Genomic DNA, 23159 nt, shown 5'->3' with positions numbered 1-23159 from the left:
ACTAGTTAAATAGCAACCCTATCCAATTGGTCAACCAAAGGATATAGAAATGATCGTTTCCTAATCATTTCTATATCCTTTTAATTTATTAAACTAAAAAACAAGGAGTGTTTAATATGGGTCATCCATCTATTTATCCAACAGGAGCAACCGTTTTTAATCCTCAAAAAGCCTGGAGCGGCTATACGATTTTTCAAGCAGCCGATCATGGTGCCTTATTAATTGATATGAATGGAAAGGAAGTCCACTTGTGGAAAGGTCTTCGCGGTTTTCCTAATAAGATGCTGCCAGGCGGGTATGTTTTGGGCCATACGAAACAAAGGGATCCTAAATATAGTTTTCAAGATGAAGCTGATTTGGTACAAGTCGATTGGGATGGTAACATTGTCTGGAAATTTGACCGGCTCGAATACATAGAAGACCCAGGTCATGAACCCGAATGGATGGCGAGAGCCCATCATGATTACCAGCGCGAAGGTAATCCTGTCGGCTACTATGCTCCCGGATTAGAATCGAAGGTAGAGAGCGGAAAGACGCTCATCTTGGCTCACAGAAATGTCCATAAGCCGGAAATCTCTGACAAGCCACTTCTAGATGACATTATTGTCGAGGTCGATTGGGAAGGAAATATCCTATGGGAATGGGCCGTAAGTGATCATTTTGACGAGCTTGGATTTGATGAAAGTGCGAAAAATGTTCTCTTCCGTGATCCAAATTTAAGAGGCTTCGGGAACAATTCCGATGGAGATTGGATGCATATCAACTCCATGTCCACCATTGGGCCTAATAAATTTTACGATCAGGGAGACGAGCGCTTCCATCCAGATAATATTATCTGGGATGCCCGGGAATCGAATATCATTGCAATTATCGATAAAAAATCAGGAAAAATCGTTTGGAAGCTTGGCCCTGATTATTCAACTCCAGATGTAAAGAATATCGAATGGATTATCGGACAGCACCATGCCCATATCATTCCAAAAGGTCTGCCTGGTGAAGGGAATCTCCTCGTATTTGATAATGGCGGCTGGGGCGGTTATGGCAATCCTAATCCTGCATCTCCTTATGGTATAAAAAATGCGGTTCGAGATCACTCAAGAATTTTAGAAATCAATCCGGTTACGCTTGAAATCGAATGGCAATATACCCCTACGGAGGCTGGATTCCAAGCTCCATTGGATTCGTACCGGTTTTACAGCCCGTATATCAGTTCAGCCCAAAGGCTGCCTAATGGAAACACGCTGATAACTGAAGGAGCAGACGGCAGAATATTTGAGGTAACACGCGAACATGAACTTGTATGGGAATATATCTCCCCCTATAAAAACGCTCGAAACTCAAATATGGTCTATCGTTCTTACCGTCTTCCATATGAATGGGTACCACAGCTTGAAAGACCGGAGGAAAAAGAGATTGTGCCTCTCGATGTGGCATCATTTAGAGTACCTAATGCGGCAGGTACCGGTACCGATTCAGTCGTTGCGGTGGCAGGAACTGAAGTATCCTATGAAGAAGGAGCACTTTGCGTGGCAAGAATAGATGAAACCATTATACGCCAATCAGAAAAGAGCTAAGGGGATGCTAATAATGAAAATGAAAAAGTTAAAATCTTCCATTATTCTAATATCGCTAGTTAGTAGTTTACTAATAGTTGGTTGCTCTAACTCCTCGAAAGAAAGTTCGGGGAGTGCAAAGGCAGCCGGAAGTGAGAAAAATATCATTCGAATGGCGATTGATACAGCGGCAGGCGGCTCGCTTCAATTTAGGCAGGCAGATAAGCAAGGATTTTTTAAAGAACAAAAAATTGATGCTAAGCTCTCAAATTTTGCGATGGGTGTAGACACGATCAATGCCGTTATAACAGAACAGGCAGATACGGGGATTGCCGCTGATTATGTTGCCATTAATTCATTGACAAAAGGAGATTTGGTTATAGTAGCTACGCTTACGAGAGGAAATGATAAGACCTCAAAGGCCAATCAACTGCTTGCGAATGGAAAGATTAAAAGCGCGGCTGATTTAAAAGGTAAGAAAATAGGAGTCAATAAAGGGACGGTTAATGAATACGTTTGGGCGCAGTATCTAAAAGCCCATGATATAAGTGAAAAAGATGTCACCTATGTTCCTTACAGCACGCCGGATGAAGCCATTGTAGGGGTGAAAAAAGGAGATATTGACGCGGTTTGGGTGAGCGGTGCCCTTTTAGAAAAATTTAAAAGTATTGAAGGCGTCCATCAAATTGATGACTTAACTGGGGCAGGTGTGACGATTGATAGTTACCTTCTTGCCAAAAAATCATTGGTTGAAGAGAACCCTAAAGCGGTTCAAAATGCATTAAAAGCTCTAAACGAAGGGGTCCAATATGTCCAAAATCATAAAGAGGAAACAGCAAAGCTGGCCTTTGAACAATTGAAACTGCCAGAGGATGGTGTATTAAAGGATCTTGATAGAAATAATTATGTACTTGGCTTTACCAAAGAAGATGCTAACCATCTAGAGGAAATGAAAAAATGGATGGAGGAAAAAGGGATAGTGAGCAAGTCTTTTAGTTTGGAAGATAAATTGAGTTTGGATCCGCTTAAAAAGGCATTGCCTGAATCAGTTACCTATTAGGAAAAGGGAGGGGACCTTATGAACACAGCCCTTAAAGAAATCGAAAAACCCTCAGTGATCTCCATTTCTGGATTATCTCAATCGTTTAATGGCAATTCTACTTATATTTTAGAGAATGTTCATTTAACCATTAAACGCGGTGAATTTTATATCCTGTTAGGTCCGAGCGGCTGTGGGAAGTCAACACTGCTAAGCATCATTGCCGGATTTATCAAAAATTCCGCTGGAGAAGTTTTAGTAGATAATGAAAGAGTCCATAAGCCCGGAAGAAATCGAGGCGTTGTCTTTCAGCAAGCGGATTCTGCTCTTTTTCCGTGGTTAACCGTTAAAGAAAACGTAGAGTTCGGGTTAAAAATGGAGAGAGTTCCAAAATCGATCCGTGAGGAAAAGTCTGCCTCCTTTATTGAACTTGTTGGCTTAAAGGGGCATGAAGGAAAATTTCCAAAGGAACTTTCAGGAGGAATGAAACAGCGGGTCCAATTAGCGCGGGTCTTAGCCAATGACCCTGATATTCTTCTTATGGATGAACCCTTTGGCGCCCTGGATGCAATGACCCGCCGAACAATGCAGCAAGAATTGGTAAGGATTTGGAAGGAAACGAATAAAACGATTATCTTTGTCACCCATGACATTCAAGAAGCCCTTTTACTTGGTCAAAGAGTTGGCGTAATGTCTGTTGGTCCATCATCTAATATTTCTACTATCTATGAAATTCCTTTAGCCTATCCAAGAAATTTCACAGATAGAGAATTTCATCATCTTTATCAACAGATCCAATCACATTTTGATTAATAGGAGGGGACAGTAGTGTACACACAGAGAAATGAATTAAAAAAAGATCAAGCTTCCCTGCCGAAAATTCGATTACAGTTTTCCTTTTTGAAAATGATCTTAAAGAGTGGCATGTTAGGCTGGATTTTGGTTATCTTGATATGGAGCATTGCTGCGGCTTTTTCTGATCCCCAGTTTTTGCCCAGCCCATTAGTTGTTTGGCAAGGGGCGATGGATCTTAGTAAGGATGGCTCATTATTCACATACATGGGCGCGAGCTTTTTGAGGGTGATTATTGGCTGGACGCTCGGGAATTTGATTGCTATCCCGATTGGTCTATTGATTGGCCGATTCACATTTCTTAGAGTACTGCTTGATCCGATTATTAATTTTGTTCGCTTTATTCCACCCCTTGCCTTTATTACCTTATTCATGCTTTGGTTCGGAATTGGAGAGCAATCGAAAATCTTTTTGATCATGTATGCAACCTTCTTTATTGTAATCATCAATACTATTACTGGTGTACTGTTTGTCGAGGAAGATAAAATTCGTTCTGCTAGAAGTATGGGGGCTTCAGAAGTCCAAATCATGTTCCATGTTATTATTCCCGCATCCCTTCCTTATATCTTTACTGGAGCGAAACTAGCCATGGGCTCCTCTTTCATGGCCATCGTCGGAGCCGAAATGGTGGCAGCGAATGAGGGAATTGGCTACATGATCTGGAATGCAAGACTCTACTTTAAAACAGATTGGATCTTCGTAGGCCTCGTCATACTTGGCTTAATGGGATTTTTTATGGATCGCGTTCTTACTTTATTTGGGAAAATCGCGTTAAAACGATATAATGTTGTAAAAAAATAATCAACTTTCATTCAAGATTTAAATAAAATCTAGCAGCCCCAAAAGGAAACAAGGGGACGGTTCTCCTGCTTCGAGAAGCAGGAGAACCGTCCCTTTGTTTGTCTTTGTTTGCAAATCGATTTGTCCAACACCCCTTTATTCGTTAAAATAGAAGGGATGGACGAAGGGATTAGTGAATTTTTTGATACATTTTAATCAGAAACGGGTGGGGGAGAACGTTTAAATGAATAGAGTTGTGATTACAGGTATTGGAGCAGTCACTCCGTTGGGGAATGATGCTTTTACGACATGGGATAACATAAAAAATGGTGTTTCAGGGATTGGACCTGCAACATTATTTGATATAGAAAAAGTAGATGTAAAAATTGCTGCTGAAGTAAAAGACTTTTCCCCAGAAGCATTTATGGATCGAAAAGAAGCAAGAAGAATGGGGCGTTATAGTCAGTTTGCTGTGGCCGCCAGTAAAATGGCTGTTCAGGATGCTGGTATTCAAATCGGTGTGGATATTCATCCGGAACGGGTCGGTGTTTGGATTGGCTCAGGAATTGGCGGTTTAGGTGAGTTTGAGGAACAACATAAGAAATTTATTGAAAAAGGCCAAAGAAGGGTCAATCCATTTACGATACCAATGTTTATCCCGGATATGGCGGCAGGTCAAGTTTCCATCGAACTGGGCGCAAAAGGAATCAACAATTGTTCCGTTACCGCCTGTGCATCTGGTGCGAATTCTATTGGCGATGCATTCCGGGTGATCCAAAAAGGCGACGTGGATATGATGATTGCCGGGGGAACAGAAGCAACAATCACAGAGATGACCGTTGCTGGCTTTTCTAACATGACGGCTCTTTCGAAAAATCCAGACCCAGCTGCAGCAAGCCGGCCTTTTGACAAGAATCGTGATGGTTTTGTTATTGGCGAGGGTGCGGGTGTTGTCGTGTTAGAAGAATTAGAGCATGCATTAGCCCGCGGTGCTCACATCTATGGAGAACTACTCGGCTATGGGGCTACAGGGGATGCGCATCATATTACCACCCCTGCACCAGAAGGCGAAGGTGCCCAGCGCTCCATGAAATTAGCCTTGGCGGATGCTGGTATCACACCGGAACATGTGGACTATATCAATGCACATGGGACATCCACTTATTATAATGATTTGTACGAAACGTTAGCGATTAAAGAAGTGTTCAAGGAACATGCTTATAGGCTTTCGGTCAGTTCGACAAAATCAATGACAGGCCACCTATTGGGGGCAACTGGGGCAATTGAGGCGATTTTATCTCTTTTAGCCATCAAGGAAGGTATCATCCCCCCAACCATTAATTATGAAACACCCGATGAACAACTTGACTTAGATTATGTCCCTAATGTAGCTAAGAAGAAGGATGTAGAAGTAGTTCTATCAAATTCATTAGGTTTTGGCGGACATAATGCCACACTAATTTTTAAAAAATTTACTAAATAATAATGAAAAAGTACCTTTGGAATTTTCAAAGGTACTTTTCATGTTTTGAAGTTATTATATCCAGATAAAAACAGTTGCTAGAATAGTGTAAAATGATAAAATAATAATTAGAAAATTCAGTATTAACTGAACTGAAACATAGATTAGAAGGAGACGAGAAGAGCATGGAAAAAGTTAGCGTAGAAAATAAAGGATATTTTGGTGAATTTGGAGGAAGCTTTGTTCCAGAGGATTTGCAAACCGTAATGAACGTATTGGAAGAACAGTTTTTGCACTATAAGAATGATCCCGAATTTATCGAAGAATATAAATACTATTTGAGAGAGTATATTGGCAGAGAAAATCCTTTAACCTACGCTGAAAATTTAACCGAAAAATTAGGCGGTGCAAAGATTTACTTAAAGCGCGAAGACCTGAACCATACAGGGGCGCATAAAATCAATAATGCGATCGGGCAAATTTTATTAGCCAAGCGGATGGGTGTTAAGCGTATTATTGCGGAAACAGGAGCAGGCCAGCATGGCGTTGCAACGGCAACGGCATGTGCAATGTTTGGAATGGAATGTGTCATCTATATGGGCAAGTTAGACACCGAGCGGCAAGCACTGAATGTTTTCCGGATGGAATTACTTGGTGCAAAGGTTGTTCCTGTTTCGAAGGGGCAAGGCCGCCTAAAGGATGCTGTTGATGAAGCTTTAGGAGATTTAGTCCAAAACTATAGAAATACTTTTTATTTATTGGGTTCTGCTGTGGGGCCTCATCCATATCCAACCATGGTCAAACATTTTCAGGCGATTATTAGTGAAGAATCCAAACGCCAGATCCTTGAAAAAGAAGGAAAACTGCCAACTGCAGTCATTGCTTGTGCAGGCGGGGGAAGTAATGCCATTGGGGCATTTGCCCACTATATTGACGAAAAAGAGGTTCGCCTTATTGGCGTAGAACCAGCGGAGGCGCCAACCTTAAGTGAAGGAGTTCCGGCAGTCATTCATGGTTTTAAATGTTTGACGTTATTAGATGAAAAGGGCGATCCGAAACCAACCTACTCGATTGCCGCTGGGCTTGATTATCCTGGTGTAGGACCAGAGCATAGCTACTTAAAAACTAGTGGAAGAGGCGAGTATGTAACGGTCACTGGACAAGAAGCCTTAGATGCATTTCTATTACTCAGTAAGACAGAAGGAATTATCCCAGCACTAGAAAGCTCTCATGCAGTCGCCTATGCTGTGAAACTAGCAAAAGAATTAACTGCGGATGATGTGCTGATTGTGAATTTGTCAGGACGCGGTGATAAGGATGTAGAGCAGGTTTTCGCTATGTTGAAAAATAAATAAATTGACTGAAGCCCATAGTCGGCATTGCCCATTTGTAAAAGATAAAACATTTTTTAAGATGTTTATTTTACAATTGAAAAGTATTAGAATATTTGTTAAAATACAAATAAATTAAAAAGACTATGTGTAACTGGCGAAACACGGATAACCGTGGGGGAGCATATAGTGTCGAAGCCGTTCGCCTGGGCAGAGGTAAGGGAAGAATAGTTTTCCCTTACCTCTTTCTGTATATCAGGAGGCGGTCTTCCATAGTATTGTTATTGTGAAATTTTGTACAATGTAAGGTTAATTTAGAATTCCAAAGTTTTCATAAACTATCCTATCTAAAGAGAGGTATACCAAATGAGCACACTAGTAGTAGACAACGTGAAGACAATTAAAACATTAAATAGCATCGCAGAAAGCGGGCTAAAGGTATTTAATAAGGGGAATTTTACAATTGATAATGACAGTGAAAACCCTGATGCGATTGTTGTTCGCAGTTTTAATATGCATTCACTGGAGTTCGGAGATAATCTAAAAGCAATTGCACGTGCCGGGGCTGGTGTCAATAATATTCCCGTCGACAAATGTACCGAGCAAGGAATCGTTGTTTTTAATACACCTGGTGCCAATGCGAATGCGGTCAAAGAGATGGTATTAACTTCATTGATTTCTTCATCTCGAAACCTTTTTGCAGGTGTAGCTTGGACAAAGACGTTAGAAGGCGAAGGCGATCAGGTGCCAAAGCTTGTTGAAGCAGGCAAGAAACAATTTGTCGGCAAAGAAATTAAAGGAAAAACGCTTGGTATTATCGGGTTAGGTGCTATTGGTGCACTTGTAGCTAATGATGCTCTCGATTTAGATATGGATGTTATTGGGTTTGACCCGTTCATTTCTGTTGATACAGCTTGGAACTTGTCTCGAAATGTACAACGTGCCATGACAATTGAACAATTGTTTGCTGAGTCAGATTATATTACGGTTCACGTGCCTTTAACCAATGATACAAAAGGAATGTTCAATAAAGATTCTTTCGGCATTATGAAGCCTGGTGTTCATATTTTAAATTTCTCACGTGGTGAGTTAGTGAATGAAGTAGATATGGCAGTGGCATTGGAAGAGGGAGTTGTCGGCAAGTATATTACAGACTTCCCGAATGAAAATGTATTAAAAATGAAAAATACAATTTCTATTCCGCACCTTGGTGCTTCCACAGCCGAATCAGAGGAAAATTGTGCGATTATGGCAGCGCGTCAGGTGAAGGAATTTTTAGAAACGGGAAACATCAAAAACTCAGTTAATTTTCCAAACGCTGAACTTCCATACACAGGAAAACGTCGTGTGGCAGCTTTCCACCGCAACATTCCAAATATGGTTGGGCAGATTACTTCAGCTATTTCCAGCTATAATTTAAATATTGCTGACATGGTGAACAGAAGCCGCGGCGAATTTGCCTACACTATGATTGATATTGAAAATAAAGTAAACGGAGAAGTGATTCCAGGATTGGTGGAAAAGATCAGCCAAATTGAAGGAATTGTCACAGCCCGAGTTATCTAAGGCTGCTTTTTAAATAAGTGTATTGAAATAGGTTTTAAGAAGGCATGTAGGGATATATTGTTCCTACATGCCTTTTTTTATAGGGGTTTTCCACCTTTTCGGGTAATTGGAATCAGGGGCAGGCAGGGTACGGCACCTTAGCGTTTTTGTAAGCAAGAGAACCGTCCCTTTGCTTACATTGTTTGACAAAAGCTCCGTTAATCAATAGTATCACTATTAATTCGAACTTCTTTACGGGAGAGATACAGATGAAAATTTATGTTGATGCAGATGCTTGTCCTGTAAAAGATATTGTTATTTCTGAAGGAAGGAATGCAAATATTCCTGTTATCCTTGTGACTAGCTTTTCTCATTTTTCTAATGCAGAACAACCTTCAGGAGTGGAAACCATTTATGTTGATTCAGGAGCAGATGCTGCCGATTATCGGATTATGAAGTTAACAGAAGCAGGAGACATTATTGTTACCCAAGATTATGGTCTTGCTTCGCTAGGTCTAGCAAAAGGAAATATAGTCCTCCACCATAAAGGTTTTCGTTATTCTAATGAGAACATTGATCAATTATTGCAAACACGCTATTTTAGTGCAATGGCTCGAAAAAGCGGCAAACGAACAAAGGGACCCAAGCCGTTTTCAGCAGAGGATCGCGAGCAATTTAGAAAGCTTTTTAAAGAGGTTTTGACTAGTTTGTTATAACTAAGAACAAATTCATTGGAGTTGAAGAATCAATACAATTTTTATTTATGAGTTTAATCATTTAGCTGAACGATTTGTTGAATGGTGCAGAAGCCTCAACAAAGAGAAAATTTTCATTTTTTCCCACGAATGGAACTTCTTACCGTAAATATTTGGGAGAATCAGTCACCCGTGAACATTTTTTAGGAGATGCCGGCTGGCATAAGGTTGGTATATAGTTATTGTTGTTATTGAAATTTACGGGGTAGCTACAACTAAACTCGATAATTACTAAACAAATTTGTCCAAAATCCCTTTTGAGGTTAAAACTGCATGAACTAGGGTAATTAATTCTGTAGTTCCTATGCAAATCAAACATTTGCACAATAACCCAAAGGAGGATACTAGAATGAGTAACGACCAATATACAATCCAGGACCCAACAACGATGTATACAAAGGCAGGATCAGAATTTCAGCAGATGCAGAATCCACCGGGACTGGAAAAGGAAATGATGCCTAAGCCAGACGCAGGGGAAAAAACCTATCGTGGAACTGGCCGTCTGAAAAACCGCAAGGCAATCGTAACCGGAGCCGATAGTGGCATCGGACGGGCTGTGGCCATCGCCTTTGCCAGAGAAGGGGCTGATGTGGTCCTCTCCTACTTACCAGAGGAGGAGCCAGACGCTAAAGAAGTGGTCAAGCTTATCAAAGAAGCTGGAAGTAAGGCTGTGGCTGTTCCTGGAGACGTGCAGGACGAGGAGTATTGTAAATCACTTGTCCAAGCCGCTGTGAGTCAGCTTGGAGGGCTCGACATTCTCGCCAATGTTGCGGGTATGCAGCAGTTCGTGGAGGACATCTCCAATTTGACGACGGAGCAGTTCGACGCCACCTTCAAGACGAATGTTTACTCGCTGTTTTGGCTCTGCAAGGCCGCAATCAAACATATGCCACCTGGTAGCTCCATCATCAATACGAGCTCCATCCAAGCGTACAGCCCGTCACCGATTCTGCTCGATTATGCTACGACCAAAAGTGCAATCAATACTTTCACTAAGGCGCTAGCGCAACAGGTTGCGCCTAAGGGAATCAGAGTAAATGCCGTTGCACCTGGTCCTGTGTGGACCCCACTGCAAATCAGCGGTGGACAACCGCAGTCGAAGCTGAAGGAGTTTGGGATGCAGACGCCACTCGGCCGTCCCGGTCAGCCGGCAGAGATGGCACCTGCATATGTCTACCTCGCTAGCCCTGAATCCAGCTACGTTGTTGGTGAGACATTAAATGCAAATGGTGGCGAACCGACTCCTTAAAGATTCACGAATATAAAAAGTGAATAATAGTCCCGCATATTTGAAGCAAGCCGGCTCCTGCTTGGAGCCGAGTTGCTTTTTGGACCAAATCTATACATAATAGTTTTTGTTTTTTGATTAAAGTTATATAGCAGCATTTTATCTGATGAAGTATTTTGTCAAATGATTTAAAAGTTTCCCAAGTACCAAAGTTCTACCGTATTCCCAGGAGTTCCTGATGTTTCAGCCAGAGGTCCGTTCTTTTCCCCATCTACACTCTACATTAAAATCCTTGCCGGTCCACCTTAACGACTAATGGAAGGTGGTTGCTGCGAAAATAGTTCATAATACTCGGGACGGCACGCTTGTGTCTGTCACATATGATTTGAAGTTTATGAGTTAAGGTATATGTGGACTAGGGGATAAAATGCATAAATGGAAGAAAATCTAACATTGTTTTGTGAGGTCAGGAGCCCTGTCACAATGAGAACGGGGCCAATCGGAAGTTTTGCGTGAAAAAACACAACTAGGAATTTAATCTAATTGGTCTGTATCTTTTGAGGAATTTTCGGGAATTAAAATGTGGGGAGAAAATCTGTTTCAGTAATTAAATGATGCATTTTGTTGCAGTACTGTTATATTGGTCTAATAATTATTAATCTAAAATGCATTGTGTTGTGATTTAGTTAGAGTATTACTTTAGGTTTAAAAATTTTTTACAAAAATAAGTTGACTAGTAAACTGATTATCTGTTATATTATTATTTGTCGCTGAAGCGGCAAGGTTGATTTCAAAAAGAGGTTGACTTCTATCAAGTGAAATAATATAATAGATTTCACTGTCGCTAATTAAAGTGATGTATTGTTCTTTGAAAACTAAACAAACAAAAACGTCAACAAACAATAAATTATCATGTTTCTTCTATTATATAAGATGAACATGAGCCAACGTAACAAAATGAGCTAATCAACTTTCTTGGAGAGTTTGATCCTGGCTCAGGACGAACGCTGGCGGCGTGCCTAATACATGCAAGTCGAGCGAATCAATAGGAGCTTGCTCCTGTTGATTAGCGGCGGACGGGTGAGTAACACGTGGGCAACCTGCCTGTAAGACTGGGATAACACCGGGAAACCGGTGCTAATACCGGATAATCCTTTCCCTCTCATGAGGGAAAGCTGAAAGTCGGTTTCGGCTGACACTTACAGATGGGCCCGCGGCGCATTAGCTAGTTGGTGAGGTAACGGCTCACCAAGGCGACGATGCGTAGCCGACCTGAGAGGGTGATCGGCCACACTGGGACTGAGACACGGCCCAGACTCCTACGGGAGGCAGCAGTAGGGAATCTTCCACAATGGACGAAAGTCTGATGGAGCAACGCCGCGTGAGCGATGAAGGCCTTCGGGTCGTAAAGCTCTGTTGTTAGGGAAGAACAAGTACCGGAGTAACTGCCGGTGCCTTGACGGTACCTAACCAGAAAGCCACGGCTAACTACGTGCCAGCAGCCGCGGTAATACGTAGGTGGCAAGCGTTGTCCGGAATTATTGGGCGTAAAGCGCGCGCAGGCGGTCCTTTAAGTCTGATGTGAAAGCCCACGGCTCAACCGTGGAGGGTCATTGGAAACTGGGGGACTTGAGTGCAGAAGAGGAAAGCGGAATTCCACGTGTAGCGGTGAAATGCGTAGAGATGTGGAGGAACACCAGTGGCGAAGGCGGCTTTCTGGTCTGTAACTGACGCTGAGGCGCGAAAGCGTGGGGAGCAAACAGGATTAGATACCCTGGTAGTCCACGCCGTAAACGATGAGTGCTAAGTGTTAGAGGGTTTCCGCCCTTTAGTGCTGCAGCTAACGCATTAAGCACTCCGCCTGGGGAGTACGGCCGCAAGGCTGAAACTCAAAGGAATTGACGGGGGCCCGCACAAGCGGTGGAGCATGTGGTTTAATTCGAAGCAACGCGAAGAACCTTACCAGGTCTTGACATCCTCTGACACTCCTAGAGATAGGAATTTCCCCTTCGGGGGACAGAGTGACAGGTGGTGCATGGTTGTCGTCAGCTCGTGTCGTGAGATGTTGGGTTAAGTCCCGCAACGAGCGCAACCCTTGATCTTAGTTGCCAGCATTCAGTTGGGCACTCTAAGGTGACTGCCGGTGACAAACCGGAGGAAGGTGGGGATGACGTCAAATCATCATGCCCCTTATGACCTGGGCTACACACGTGCTACAATGGATGGTACAAAGGGCAGCAAAGCCGCGAGGCCTAGCCAATCCCATAAAACCATTCTCAGTTCGGATTGTAGGCTGCAACTCGCCTACATGAAGCCGGAATCGCTAGTAATCGCGGATCAGCATGCCGCGGTGAATACGTTCCCGGGCCTTGTACACACCGCCCGTCACACCACGAGAGTTTGTAACACCCGAAGTCGGTGGGGTAACCGTAAGGAGCCAGCCGCCTAAGGTGGGACAGATGATTGGGGTGAAGTCGTAACAAGGTAGCCGTATCGGAAGGTGCGGCTGGATCACCTCCTTTCTAAGGATAATGCAGTCCTTACGGACTGATAAGAAGTTGACCGCTTTTTGTTTGTTTAGTTTTGAGAGTACAATCTCTCAAGAGTATATTCGTTCTTTGAAAACTAGATAATCGTATAGAAGAAACCAAGTAAAAACCGAGTAAAATCGCCATTTTAGTTTTTTCTCTCTATTTAAATAGAGTAAAACCTTTTAGGTTAAGTTAGAAAGGGCGCACGGTGAATGCCTTGGCACTAGGAGCCGATGAAGGACGGGACTAACACCGATATGCTTCGGGGAGCTGTAAGTAAGCTTTGATCCGGAGATTTCCGAATGGGGAAACCCACTGCTCGTAATGGAGCAGTATCTTTACCTGAATACATAGGGTAATGATGGCAGACCCGGGGAACTGAAACATCTAAGTACCCGGAGGAAGAGAAAGCAAACGCGATTCCCTAAGTAGCGGCGAGCGAAACGGGATTAGCCCAAACCAAGAGGCTTGCCTCTTGGGGTTGTAGGACACTCAACATGGAGTTACAAAGGAACGGGGTAGATGAAGCGGTCTGGAAAGGCCCGTCATAGAAGGTAAAAGCCCTGTAGTTGAAACTTCGTTCCCTCCTGAGTGGATCCTGAGTACGGCCGGACACGTGAAATCCGGTCGGAAGCAGGGAGGACCATCTCCCAAGGCTAAATACTCCCTAGTGACCGATAGTGTACCAGTACCGTGAGGGAAAGGTGAAAAGCACCCCGGAAGGGGAGTGAAATAGTTCCTGAAACCGTGTGCCTACAAGTAGTTAGAGCCCGTTAATGGGTGATAGCGTGCCTTTTGTAGAATGAACCGGCGAGTTACGATTACATGCAAGGTTAAGTTGAAGAGACGGAGCCGCAGCGAAAGCGAGTCTGAATAGGGCGAATTAGTATGTGGTCGTAGACCCGAAACCAGGTGATCTACCCATGTCCAGGGTGAAGTCCAGGTAACACTGGATGGAGGCCCGAACCCACGCACGTTGAAAAGTGCGGGGATGAGGTGTGGGTAGCGGAGAAATTCCAATCGAACTTGGAGATAGCTGGTTCTCTCCGAAATAGCTTTAGGGCTAGCCTCACGTAGTTAGAGTCTTGGAGGTAGAGCACTGTTTGGACTAGGGGCCCTCATCGGGTTACCGAATTCAGACAAACTCCGAATGCCAAAGACTTATCCGTGGGAGTCAGACTGCGAGTGATAAGATCCGTAGTCAAAAGGGAAACAGCCCAGACCACCAGCTAAGGTCCCAAAGTATACGTTAAGTGGAAAAGGATGTGGAGTTGCTTAGACAACCAGGATGTTGGCTTAGAAGCAGCCACCATTTAAAGAGTGCGTAATAGCTCACTGGTCGAGTGACTCTGCGCCGAAAATGTACCGGGGCTAAACGTATCACCGAAGCTGTGGATTGACACCGTTGGTGTCAGTGGTAGGAGAGCGTTCTAAGGGCGTTGAAGCTAGACCGTAAGGACTGGTGGAGCGCTTAGAAGTGAGAATGCCGGTATGAGTAGCGAAAGATGAGTGAGAATCTCATCCACCGAATGCCTAAGGTTTCCTGAGGAAGGCTCGTCCGCTCAGGGTTAGTCGGGACCTAAGCCGAGGCCGAAAGGCGTAGGCGATGGACAACAGGTTGATATTCCTGTACCACCTCTTTATCGTTTGAGTGATGGGGGGACGCAGGAGGATAGGGTAAGCGCACTGTTGGATATGTGCGTCTAAGCAGTTAGGCTGAGAAGCAGGAAAATCCGCTTCTCGTAAAGGCTGAGCTGTGACAGCGAGGGAAATATAGTACCGAAGTTCCTGATTCCACACTGCCAAGAAAAGCCTCTAGCGAGATAAAAGGTGCCCGTACCGCAAACCGACACAGGTAGGCGAGGAGAGAATCCTAAGGTGAGCGAGAGAACTCTCGTTAAGGAACTCGGCAAAATGACCCCGTAACTTCGGGAGAAGGGGTGCTCTTTGGGGTTCATAGCCTCGAAGAGCCGCAGTGAATAGGCCCAGGCGACTGTTTAGCAAAAACACAGGTCTCTGCGAAGCCGCAAGGCGAAGTATAGGGGCTGACGCCTGCCCGGTGCTGGAAGGTTAAGAGGAGGGGTTAGCTCACGCGAAGCTCTGAATCGAAGCCCCAGTAAACGGCGGCCGTAACTATAACGGTCCTAAGGTAGCGAAATTCCTTGTCGGGTAAGTTCCGACCCGCACGAAAGGCGTAACGATCTGGGCACTGTCTCAACGAGAGACTCGGTGAAATTATAGTACCTGTGAAGATGCAGGTTACCCGCGACAGGACGGAAAGACCCCGTGGAGCTTTACTGTAGCCTGATATTGAATTTTGGTACAGCTTGTACAGGATAGGTAGGAGCCTGAGAAGCCGGAGCGCCAGCTTCGGTGGAGGCGTCGGTGGGATACTACCCTGGCTGTATTGAAATTCTAACCCACACCCCTGATCGGGGTGGGAGACAGTGTCAGGTGGGCAGTTTGACTGGGGCGGTCGCCTCCTAAAGAGTAACGGAGGCGCCCAAAGGTTCCCTCAGAATGGTTGGAAATCATTCGTAGAGTGTAAAGGCACAAGGGAGCTTGACTGCGAGACCTACAAGTCGAGCAGGGACGAAAGTCGGGCTTAGTGATCCGGTGGTTCCGCATGGAAGGGCCATCGCTCAACGGATAAAAGCTACCCCGGGGATAACAGGCTTATCTCCCCCAAGAGTCCACATCGACGGGGAGGTTTGGCACCTCGATGTCGGCTCATCGCATCCTGGGGCTGTAGTCGGTCCCAAGGGTTGGGCTGTTCGCCCATTAAAGCGGTACGCGAGCTGGGTTCAGAACGTCGTGAGACAGTTCGGTCCCTATCCGTCGTGGGCGCAGGAAATTTGAGAGGAGCTGTCCTTAGTACGAGAGGACCGGGATGGACGCACCGCTGGTGTACCAGTTGTCTTGCCAAAGGCATCGCTGGGTAGCTATGTGCGGACGGGATAAGTGCTGAAAGCATCTAAGCATGAAGCCCCCCTCAAGATGAGATTTCCCATAGCGTCAAGCTAGTAAGATCCCTGAAAGATGATCAGGTTGATAGGTCAGAGGTGGAAGCGTGGCGACATGTGGAGCTGACTGATACTAATCGATCGAGGACTTAACCATAGTCTAAAGCGAATAAACTCATTTTTACCCAATTTCTTCTATAAATTATCTAGTTTTGAGAGAACGAACTCTCTAAATAAATAGTCTGGTAATTAAGGCGAGAAGGTCACACCCGTTCCCATACCGAACACGGAAGTTAAGCTTCTCAGCGCCGATGGTAGTTGGGACTTTGTCCCTGTGAGAGTAGGACGTTGCCAGGCTAGGCCCCTTTTGGGGCTATTATTTTGTTTACTTTTTACAGTTGGCCCGTTGGTCAAGCGGTTAAGACACCGCCCTTTCACGGCGGTAACACGGGTTCGAATCCCGTACGGGTCACCATTTTTTAAATATGGAGGATTAGCTCAGCTGGGAGAGCATCTGCCTTACAAGCAGAGGGTCGGCGGTTCGATCCCGTCATCCTCCACTATAATTTTTCTTTACTTAATGCCGGGGTAGCTCAATTGGTAGAGCAAGACCGAATAAGCTGCCTGAATAAGCTTCAGCATACTGACCGAGCTGCTACTTGAATAATCTTTCTGAGGTCAGATGACGGTTTCAAAGACAGCGTGTTTGAATTTAATATATTTTTTCTTACTATATGCCGGGGTAGCTCAATTGGTAGAGCAACTGACTTGTAATCAGTAGGTTGGGGGTTCAAGTCCTCTCGCCGGCACCTTAATACGAGCCATTAGCTCAGTTGGTAGAGCAGATTGCAGACTTCTGTGAATCAGCTTCTGCGGGCAATCTGCGAGAAAGAACGCAAGTTCTTTTGAGCATCTGACCTACCACAAATTAGTTGTAGAAAATCATCTTTGTATGAGCCATTAGCTCAGTTGGTAGAGCATCTGACTTTTAATCAGAGGGTCGAAGGTTCGAGTCCTTCATGGCTCACCATAGTTTATTTCAAAAGCAAAATATTGCGGGTGTGGCGGAATTGGCAGACGCACCAGACTTAGGATCTGGCGCCGCAAGGCGTGGGGGTTCGACTCCCTTCACCCGCACCATGCTTATGATTAAAAAATTAGCATATTTGCGGAAGTAGTTCAGTGGTAGAACACCACCTTGCCAAGGTGGGGGTCGCGGGTTCGAATCCCGTCTTCCGCTCCATATATGCCGGGGTGGCGGAACTGGCAGACGCACAGGACTTAAAATCCTGCGGTAGGTGACTACCGTACCGGTTCGATTCCGGTCCTCGGCACCATTTAATGAGCCCGTAGCTCAGCTTGGTAGAGCACTTGGTTTGGGACCAAGGGGTCGCAGGTTCGAATCCTGTCTTCCCGACCAGACGAAAGTTAATAATAGTAATCATGGGGTCTTAGCTCAGCTGGGAGAGCGCCTGCTTTGCACGCAGGAGGTCAGGGGTTCGATCCCCCTAGACTCCATTTATATTTATTGAAAAAAATGGCGGTGTAGCTCAGCTGGCTAGAGCGTACGGTTCATACCCGTAAGGTCGGGGGTTCGATCCCCTCCGCCGCTATAAACATTAATGCTAATATTACTATTAGTGTTAATGGACCCTTAGCTCAGCTGGTTAGAGCAGACGGCTCATAACCGTCCGGTCGTAGGTTCGAGTCCTACAGGGTCCATTGTTTTAAACGGAGGAATACCCAAGTCTGGCTGAAGGGATCGGTCTTGAAAACCGACAGGCGGGTTAAACCGCGCGGGGGTTCGAATCCCTCTTCCTCCTCCACAAAGTATATTATTATCGCGGGGTGGAGCAACGAGCGTTGCTTCTAGGAATAAACTGCGAGTTGTACCCATCGAGCTGCTGCTTGAATAGGCATTCTGAGATGGGGACAGTCAGTAACAAAACATGGAGCATTTTCCAAACTTTATAATTTCTATTATCGCGGGGTGGAGCAGTCCGGTAGCTCGTCGGGCTCATAACCCGAAGGTCGCAGGTTCAAATCCTGTCCCCGCAATTTGGTCCGGTAGTTCAGTTGGTTAGAATGCCTGCCTGTCACGCAGGAGGTCGCGGGTTCGAGTCCCGTCCGGACCGCCATTTTTATCCCAGTAGGTAAAACTGCTGTTGATATAGATATTTTTTTGTGTGGCTCAGTAGCTCAGTCGGTAGAGCAAAGGACTGAAAATCCTTGTGTCGGCGGTTCGATTCCGTCCTGAGCCACCTTTTTTTATATGGAGGGGTAGCGAAGTGGCTAAACGCGGCGGACTGTAAATCCGCTCCCTCAGGGTTCGGCGGTTCGAATCCGTCCCCCTCCACCATTATGGCGATTGTGGCGAAGTGGTTAACGCATCGGATTGTGGTTCCGACATTCGTGGGTTCGATTCCCATCAGTCGCCCTATTTCATTTTAATTAATGGGCTATAGCCATGCGGTAAGGCATCGCACTTTCACTGCGACATGCGTTGGTTCAAATCCGGGTGTTGCCTCCAAATTTACATTGCGGGTGTAGTTTACTGGTAAAACCTCAGCCTTCCAAGCTGATGTAGTGGGTTCGATTCCCATCACCCGCTCCAATATGGGCCTATAGCTCAGCTGGTTAGAGCGCACGCCTGATAAGCGTGAGGTCGATGGTTCGAGCCCATTTAGGCCGACCATATAGCATATTTTCTTATTGTTCCGCAGTAGCTCAGTGGTAGAGCAATCGGCTGTTAACCGATCGGTCGTAGGTTCGAGTCCTACCTGCGGAGCCATTTTTATGTCTTTGGGGAAGTACTCAAGAGGCTGAAGAGGCGCCCCTGCTAAGGGTGTAGGTCGGGTAACCGGCGCGAGGGTTCAAATCCCTCCTTCTCCGCCATAAATGCGCCTTTAGCTCAGCTGGATAGAGCATACGCCTTCTAAGCGTACGGTCAGAGGTTCGAATCCTCTAAGGCGCGTATCGAAAAGGGGCGATAAAGCCCGTCAAATCAACCTTCTATATCGTTTAGTGAAACGGTCAGAATAACGGTCATGTAAGAAATTACACCCATTATTGACTCGAATCATAAACGATCTAGAAGGTTTTTTTATATGACCAAAAGAAAAATTATTAGATGTTAATATTTTACTCTCCTTACTAGATTTGAGCAATTTCATACAGCTAAGGGATGTTGTCGCTGTCCTAGTGATGTTTAAGACAGGCATACGAATAAACACATTGGTTCAGCTTGAGGAGAGGCATGTTAATTTTAATAAGAATGTACTAAATTTAGATGGTAGCATCATGAAGAATCATCAGCAAATTAAACTACCTTTTGATGGTTTCCTTAAAAAGCTTTTAATGGTATTGATTGAACATAATGCAGTGATTAGAAGGGAATATGGCAGAGGAATAGCTTACTATTTATTACTAAGTTCGGTGATATTATATCGAACCCACCAACACATAATAACATACGTAAACGGCTAAATAAGTATTCTAAGATGTACGGGTTGAAGAACATCAATCCTCATTCTTTATGAAGAGACTTTGGGAAATTATTGTGATGAAGGTGGAGCAATTCCCTTTTTGGAGAGGGAGAAGCTTACATGAACCAGGAATTGGCCAAAGTAAAAATCTTCTATTCCGGAACGCCTGGATACAGCGGAGTAGCTGTTCACCATGTTGGCAGCTGGGAAACAATGAAACCATAAAAAATAGCAGCGTCCGTCAATAGTTGATGGGGCGCTGCTATTTTTGTGTTTAAAAATATCGCCTTAATACTTCATAAGGTACGAGAGAAAAAAATAATGTGAAAAAACCATGCTAAAACTCTTCATATAGTATTTATATTAGATTAGCAATTATCTTACATCTTTTTATTGGCCTTTAGCTGTTTCCACTTGTTCTGTATAAAACGAGCCGGTCACATGAAATTTGCTAGAGACGGCATGAGCCCGGTAATAATATTTTGTATTAGGCTTTAATCCGACAAATTCAACACTTACGATAAAATCATGCTGATCATCGGCGTGGCTGGACATGACAAGCGAATGGGTTTTAAATTGGCTGTCAGTTGAAATTTCAAATTGTACTTTTGTATCTCCATTGGTTCGGGCCCATAAAATGGCGGATGAGTTAGTAACATTACCGTTGGCTGCTCCGTGTGAAATAAATGGCCTTTCTAGTAAATCCACAAGTTGGTCGGTAGTATTGGTGAACTCACCGTCCACACCAAGTGAAAGCAATGTTACCATATCGAACTGAGAATCGACGGTCCATGGATGGACGAGAAGGTGATTCTCATGAGCAGCCTTCATCAATTTCCGAACAACAAGCCCTTTATTAGGACCGATTCCAGAAGCATATTCAGATATTCGCTTGAATTCTTTGTACACATTCTTACCTGACAGCATGCTTCCTTTATAAAGCTGAATCAATTTTACTTTTGGGGCGAGGTTGTTCAATTTACGAAGACTTTGCTCACTGAATGATTCAAGGAAAAGATTCCGGTCATCGAGAATATTCGTTTTTTTTAAGATTTCAATTACTTTCTCTTCCATTCCTGGGTAAACGCCTGGTGTTTTGGTTTCTAGATAAACCCCGACCTTTCCATTTCCATACTGTTTGACAAATTTGATGGTTTCCTCAAGTGTTGGGACATGCTGCCCGATGTACTCCTTTTTTGCCAGAGCCGGATATGCTTGATTAAACCAAGAACCTGCATCCAAACGTCTGATCTCTTCTAGTGAAAAATCCTTTACCCGCCATGGTGAGCGGCTAGGGAAGAGTTCTTTAGCATTGGTCGTCCTTGCCAATGTTTCATCATGCATGGCAATTAACTGGCCATCTTTCGTCATTTGTAAATCCAATTCCACATAATCGGCCTTCATCCTTATGGCCTGTTTATAGGTTGCCAGTGTATTTTCCGGTCCGTAGGCAGACGCCCCTCGATGAGCAATCACGACTACTTCCGTGGAAATAGGGCGTAAGGTCATTTGTCTATATTTAATCTCTGTGCTTTGAAGTGACTGTGCTAAAACGAAGTAGGGAACAGCTGTAATTGATAGGCAAATAAGTCCAGCAAGAAAGCATTTTTTCAATCTCATTCAACTCCTAACAAAACAGCAATGTATCTGGAATATTATCCTATCCAAATAAAGGCTTCATTATTAGTGCAGGGTTCTTAATTTAAGGAACGTTTAGTAAGGAAGACATTAACTGTGTTGGCATCCGAAAAGTAGTCGAAATTGAGTTGAATGAAAAGGAAAAAGAACAATTTAATCATTCCATTTTTGTGTTAAAACCCTCATATAAAGTTGATTGGTAATATCACGTTTATTTCCGTACCTTCATTTGGTGAACTATTAATCAGTATATTACCTTTATGCATTTCTACGATTTTCTTTACGATGGCGAGCCCTAATCCACTTCCGCCGGAAGATCGGCTCCTTGATGGATCTGCCTTATAGAAACGCTCAAATATATGCATTTGAACCTCTTTTGTCATCCCAATCCCCGTATCTTTAATAATCACTTCTATCTTATCTGTATCCTTTTTTATTAATTTTACGATTATTTTCCCATTGTGGGGCGTAAATTTAATGCTATTATGGATTAAATTAATCCAAACTTGATTCATAAGATCTTCATCAGCAATAACCGCCATTCTATCCAGTTTAACATCCATTTCAAGGTCTTTATTTCTCCATTGTGGTTCAATCGAAAGGATGACTCTGCGCAATTGTTCGTCTAAACGATAGGACTTTGGCTCGAAAGGTGAATGACCGGATTCTAACGAAGTCAGCTTTAACAGGTTATCGCTTAACTTAGAAAGCCGCATGCTTTCCACTTCAATAATTTCAAGGTACTGCCTGCGTTCTTCATGAGATAAATTTACGTTTTTTAAGGTATGAGCAAATCCTGAAATGGATGTAAGCGGTGATTGAATCTCATGGGAAACGTTGGAAATAAACTCTTGGCGCATTTGTTCCATTTCACCGAGCTCCGTTGCCATATGGGCAATATTTTCAACTATTTCATGAAAAGGATGATTCCGATTCCCAAGCTCTTTCTTGTAGAAAGAAAGATCAATATTAAAATTACCTTGAGCCATATTTTTCATCGCATCAATCATTGGACGAAAAAAAAGACTCTGCTTTTTTTGGAAAAATTTAATTTTGGAAATGGCATACATGACCAACCCAAAGAGGAAAAATCCCAAAAAAGAATCGATGATTTGCTTCATGTATAAAGATAAACTTCTAATTGAAAACTCATGTAAAAGCCAGGAGGTAATGAAAAAAGCGACTGTCCAGCATAAAAATAATAGCAGCAAAATGGCTAAGACCTCGCCGCCTTTTTTTAAGATCTTTATAATTTTCATTTTTTTACCTCTAGACGATAGCCAAGCCCGCGAATGGTTATAATTTTAAAAGGGCAGCTGTCATCTGAAAAACGCTGTCTTAGACGTTTTATATGAACATCAACGGTTCGTTCGTCACCTTCGTAATCATAACCCCAAATGTCCTCAATCAACTGTTCTCTCGAAAAAGTTTTACTGGGATGCGCTATGAACTTAAACAAAAGCTCAAATTCCTTAAGCGGTAAAGAAATATGGTTCCTGCCATCGAACACTTGAAAGGTGGTTCGGTCAAGTTCAACGGCTCCAATACTTACCTTATTTGACAGAGTAATGTGGTAACGCTTGAGCAATACCTTAACTCTAGCAATCAATTCGGCTGGTTCAAATGGTTTTACCAGATAGTCATCTGCTCCTAGTTCAAAGCCTTTTACCTTTTGAACTGTTTCTCCTTTAGCCGTCAGCATTAAGATAGGGAGATATTCATAATAATAAGCTCTAATATTCTCACAAAGTTCCCAGCCATCCATGTTTGGCATCATAATATCGAGAATGATGAGATCGATCTTTTCAGAATCCAGCAAGGATAACGCTTCTTTACCATCCTGCGCCTCCAAAATCGAGAAGCCTTCCTCGGTTAGTATCACGCCTACCAATTTACGAATATGAGGATCATCGTCTACAATTAGAATTTTGGTCATTTAATTCCATCCTTTTTCATAAAAAAAATACTCCGCTCTATTTTAGCATACACATTTTTTA

Annotated in this window: 13 protein-coding genes, 22 tRNA genes, 3 rRNA genes and 1 riboswitch; of the genes, 35 read left to right on the top strand and 3 right to left on the bottom strand. The window is 43.7% G+C overall.

The features are described 5' to 3' along the window. Positions 1–116: 116 nt before the first annotated feature. The 35 genes from ACZ9EE_RS12940 to ACZ9EE_RS12770 all read left to right on the top strand — a co-directional run bounded on the left by ACZ9EE_RS12940 (position 117) and on the right by ACZ9EE_RS12770 (position 19525). Complete coding sequence (locus tag ACZ9EE_RS12940; protein WP_476027643.1) at positions 117–1574, top strand: aryl-sulfate sulfotransferase; 1458 nt, start codon at positions 117–119, stop codon at positions 1572–1574. Positions 1575–1587: 13 nt separating this feature from the next. After that, entirely contained in the window at positions 1588–2613 is a 1026-nt protein-coding gene (locus tag ACZ9EE_RS12935; RefSeq protein WP_476027641.1) for an ABC transporter substrate-binding protein, read from the top strand. Positions 2614–2631: 18 nt separating this feature from the next. Next, a complete protein-coding gene (locus ACZ9EE_RS12930) occupies positions 2632–3405 on the top strand; it encodes an ABC transporter ATP-binding protein (protein ID WP_476027639.1) in 774 nt (257 codons plus the stop codon). Between the two features lie 93 nt (positions 3406–3498). After that, entirely contained in the window at positions 3499–4245 is a 747-nt protein-coding gene (locus ACZ9EE_RS12925; protein WP_476032944.1) for an ABC transporter permease, read from the top strand. Positions 4246–4468: 223 nt separating this feature from the next. Beyond that, positions 4469–5707, top strand: a complete 1239-nt coding sequence (fabF, locus tag ACZ9EE_RS12920; protein WP_476027637.1) for a beta-ketoacyl-ACP synthase II — start codon at positions 4469–4471, stop codon at positions 5705–5707. A gap of 164 nt (positions 5708–5871) precedes the next feature. Then, positions 5872–7041: a tryptophan synthase subunit beta gene (trpB, locus tag ACZ9EE_RS12915; protein WP_476027634.1), complete on the top strand. Its 1170-nt coding sequence runs from the start codon at positions 5872–5874 to the stop codon at positions 7039–7041. 116 nt (positions 7042–7157) lie between these two features. Next, a riboswitch (ZMP/ZTP riboswitch) is annotated at positions 7158–7236 on the top strand. Positions 7237–7383: 147 nt separating this feature from the next. After that, positions 7384–8583 carry a phosphoglycerate dehydrogenase gene (locus ACZ9EE_RS12910; RefSeq protein WP_476027632.1) on the top strand — a complete coding sequence of 400 codons (1200 nt, stop codon included), beginning with the start codon at positions 7384–7386 and terminating at the stop codon, positions 8581–8583. 248 nt (positions 8584–8831) lie between these two features. Next, entirely contained in the window at positions 8832–9278 is a 447-nt protein-coding gene (locus ACZ9EE_RS12905; protein WP_476027630.1) for a YaiI/YqxD family protein, read from the top strand. A 388-nt stretch (positions 9279–9666) separates the two neighbouring features. Next, positions 9667–10566 carry an SDR family oxidoreductase gene (locus tag ACZ9EE_RS12900; protein WP_476027628.1) on the top strand — a complete coding sequence of 300 codons (900 nt, stop codon included), beginning with the start codon at positions 9667–9669 and terminating at the stop codon, positions 10564–10566. A 951-nt stretch (positions 10567–11517) separates the two neighbouring features. Then, positions 11518–13067 (top strand): 16S ribosomal RNA (locus tag ACZ9EE_RS12895). Positions 13068–13261: 194 nt separating this feature from the next. Then, positions 13262–16196, top strand: a 23S ribosomal RNA gene (locus ACZ9EE_RS12890). Between the two features lie 84 nt (positions 16197–16280). Continuing rightward, positions 16281–16396, top strand: a 5S ribosomal RNA gene (gene rrf / locus ACZ9EE_RS12885). Together the 16S, 23S and 5S rRNA genes with 22 tRNA genes alongside form the textbook arrangement of a ribosomal RNA operon. Positions 16397–16439: 43 nt before the next feature. After that, a tRNA-Glu gene (locus ACZ9EE_RS12880) sits at positions 16440–16514 on the top strand. A gap of 12 nt (positions 16515–16526) precedes the next feature. Beyond that, a tRNA-Val gene (locus ACZ9EE_RS12875) sits at positions 16527–16599 on the top strand. Between the two features lie 176 nt (positions 16600–16775). Beyond that, positions 16776–16848 (top strand) — tRNA-Thr (locus ACZ9EE_RS12870). A gap of 145 nt (positions 16849–16993) precedes the next feature. Further along, positions 16994–17069 (top strand) — tRNA-Lys (locus tag ACZ9EE_RS12865). A gap of 25 nt (positions 17070–17094) precedes the next feature. Next, positions 17095–17179, top strand: a tRNA-Leu gene (locus ACZ9EE_RS12860). Positions 17180–17207: 28 nt separating this feature from the next. Then, a tRNA-Gly gene (locus ACZ9EE_RS12855) sits at positions 17208–17282 on the top strand. Positions 17283–17287: 5 nt separating this feature from the next. Beyond that, a tRNA-Leu gene (locus ACZ9EE_RS12850) sits at positions 17288–17376 on the top strand. Between the two features lie 108 nt (positions 17377–17484). Next, positions 17485–17557, top strand: a tRNA-Ala gene (locus tag ACZ9EE_RS12845). A 21-nt stretch (positions 17558–17578) separates the two neighbouring features. Further along, positions 17579–17652: transfer RNA gene (locus tag ACZ9EE_RS12840), tRNA-Met, on the top strand. A 35-nt stretch (positions 17653–17687) separates the two neighbouring features. Next, positions 17688–17761: transfer RNA gene (locus ACZ9EE_RS12835), tRNA-Ile, on the top strand. A gap of 11 nt (positions 17762–17772) precedes the next feature. Beyond that, positions 17773–17865, top strand: a tRNA-Ser gene (locus ACZ9EE_RS12830). A gap of 158 nt (positions 17866–18023) precedes the next feature. Further along, a tRNA-Met gene (locus tag ACZ9EE_RS12825) sits at positions 18024–18097 on the top strand. 3 nt (positions 18098–18100) lie between these two features. Beyond that, positions 18101–18177 (top strand) — tRNA-Asp (locus ACZ9EE_RS12820). A 50-nt stretch (positions 18178–18227) separates the two neighbouring features. Continuing rightward, positions 18228–18300, top strand: a tRNA-Phe gene (locus ACZ9EE_RS12815). Between the two features lie 13 nt (positions 18301–18313). Next, positions 18314–18398 (top strand) — tRNA-Tyr (locus ACZ9EE_RS12810). A 5-nt stretch (positions 18399–18403) separates the two neighbouring features. Beyond that, positions 18404–18476, top strand: a tRNA-His gene (locus ACZ9EE_RS12805). Positions 18477–18496: 20 nt separating this feature from the next. After that, positions 18497–18569, top strand: a tRNA-Glu gene (locus ACZ9EE_RS12800). Positions 18570–18579: 10 nt separating this feature from the next. Continuing rightward, positions 18580–18653: transfer RNA gene (locus ACZ9EE_RS12795), tRNA-Gly, on the top strand. A gap of 4 nt (positions 18654–18657) precedes the next feature. Beyond that, a tRNA-Ile gene (locus tag ACZ9EE_RS12790) sits at positions 18658–18734 on the top strand. A gap of 21 nt (positions 18735–18755) precedes the next feature. Beyond that, a tRNA-Asn gene (locus tag ACZ9EE_RS12785) sits at positions 18756–18830 on the top strand. A 13-nt stretch (positions 18831–18843) separates the two neighbouring features. Next, a tRNA-Ser gene (locus ACZ9EE_RS12780) sits at positions 18844–18934 on the top strand. A 5-nt stretch (positions 18935–18939) separates the two neighbouring features. Further along, positions 18940–19013, top strand: a tRNA-Arg gene (locus ACZ9EE_RS12775). 227 nt (positions 19014–19240) lie between these two features. Further along, a complete protein-coding gene (locus ACZ9EE_RS12770) occupies positions 19241–19525 on the top strand; it encodes a site-specific integrase (RefSeq protein ID WP_476032943.1) in 285 nt (94 codons plus the stop codon). 389 nt (positions 19526–19914) lie between these two features. On the opposite strand, the gene ACZ9EE_RS12765 is transcribed toward ACZ9EE_RS12770, so the two are convergent. From ACZ9EE_RS12765 to ACZ9EE_RS12755, 3 genes are all read right to left on the bottom strand, one after another. Continuing rightward, positions 19915–21138 carry a glycerophosphodiester phosphodiesterase family protein gene (locus tag ACZ9EE_RS12765; RefSeq protein ID WP_476027626.1) on the bottom strand — a complete coding sequence of 408 codons (1224 nt, stop codon included), beginning with the start codon at positions 21136–21138 and terminating at the stop codon, positions 19915–19917. A gap of 206 nt (positions 21139–21344) precedes the next feature. Next, positions 21345–22421: a sensor histidine kinase gene (locus tag ACZ9EE_RS12760; RefSeq protein WP_476027624.1), complete on the bottom strand. Its 1077-nt coding sequence runs from the start codon at positions 22419–22421 to the stop codon at positions 21345–21347. Beyond that, a complete protein-coding gene (locus tag ACZ9EE_RS12755; protein ID WP_476027622.1) occupies positions 22418–23098 on the bottom strand; it encodes a response regulator transcription factor in 681 nt (226 codons plus the stop codon). Before ACZ9EE_RS12755 ends, ACZ9EE_RS12760 begins: the two co-directional genes overlap by 4 nt. Between the last annotated feature and the right edge of the window lie 61 nt (positions 23099–23159).

The organism is Bacillus sp. URHA0034 (assembly GCF_056280405.1).
This window is presented reverse-complemented; position numbering and strand designations above follow the sequence as displayed.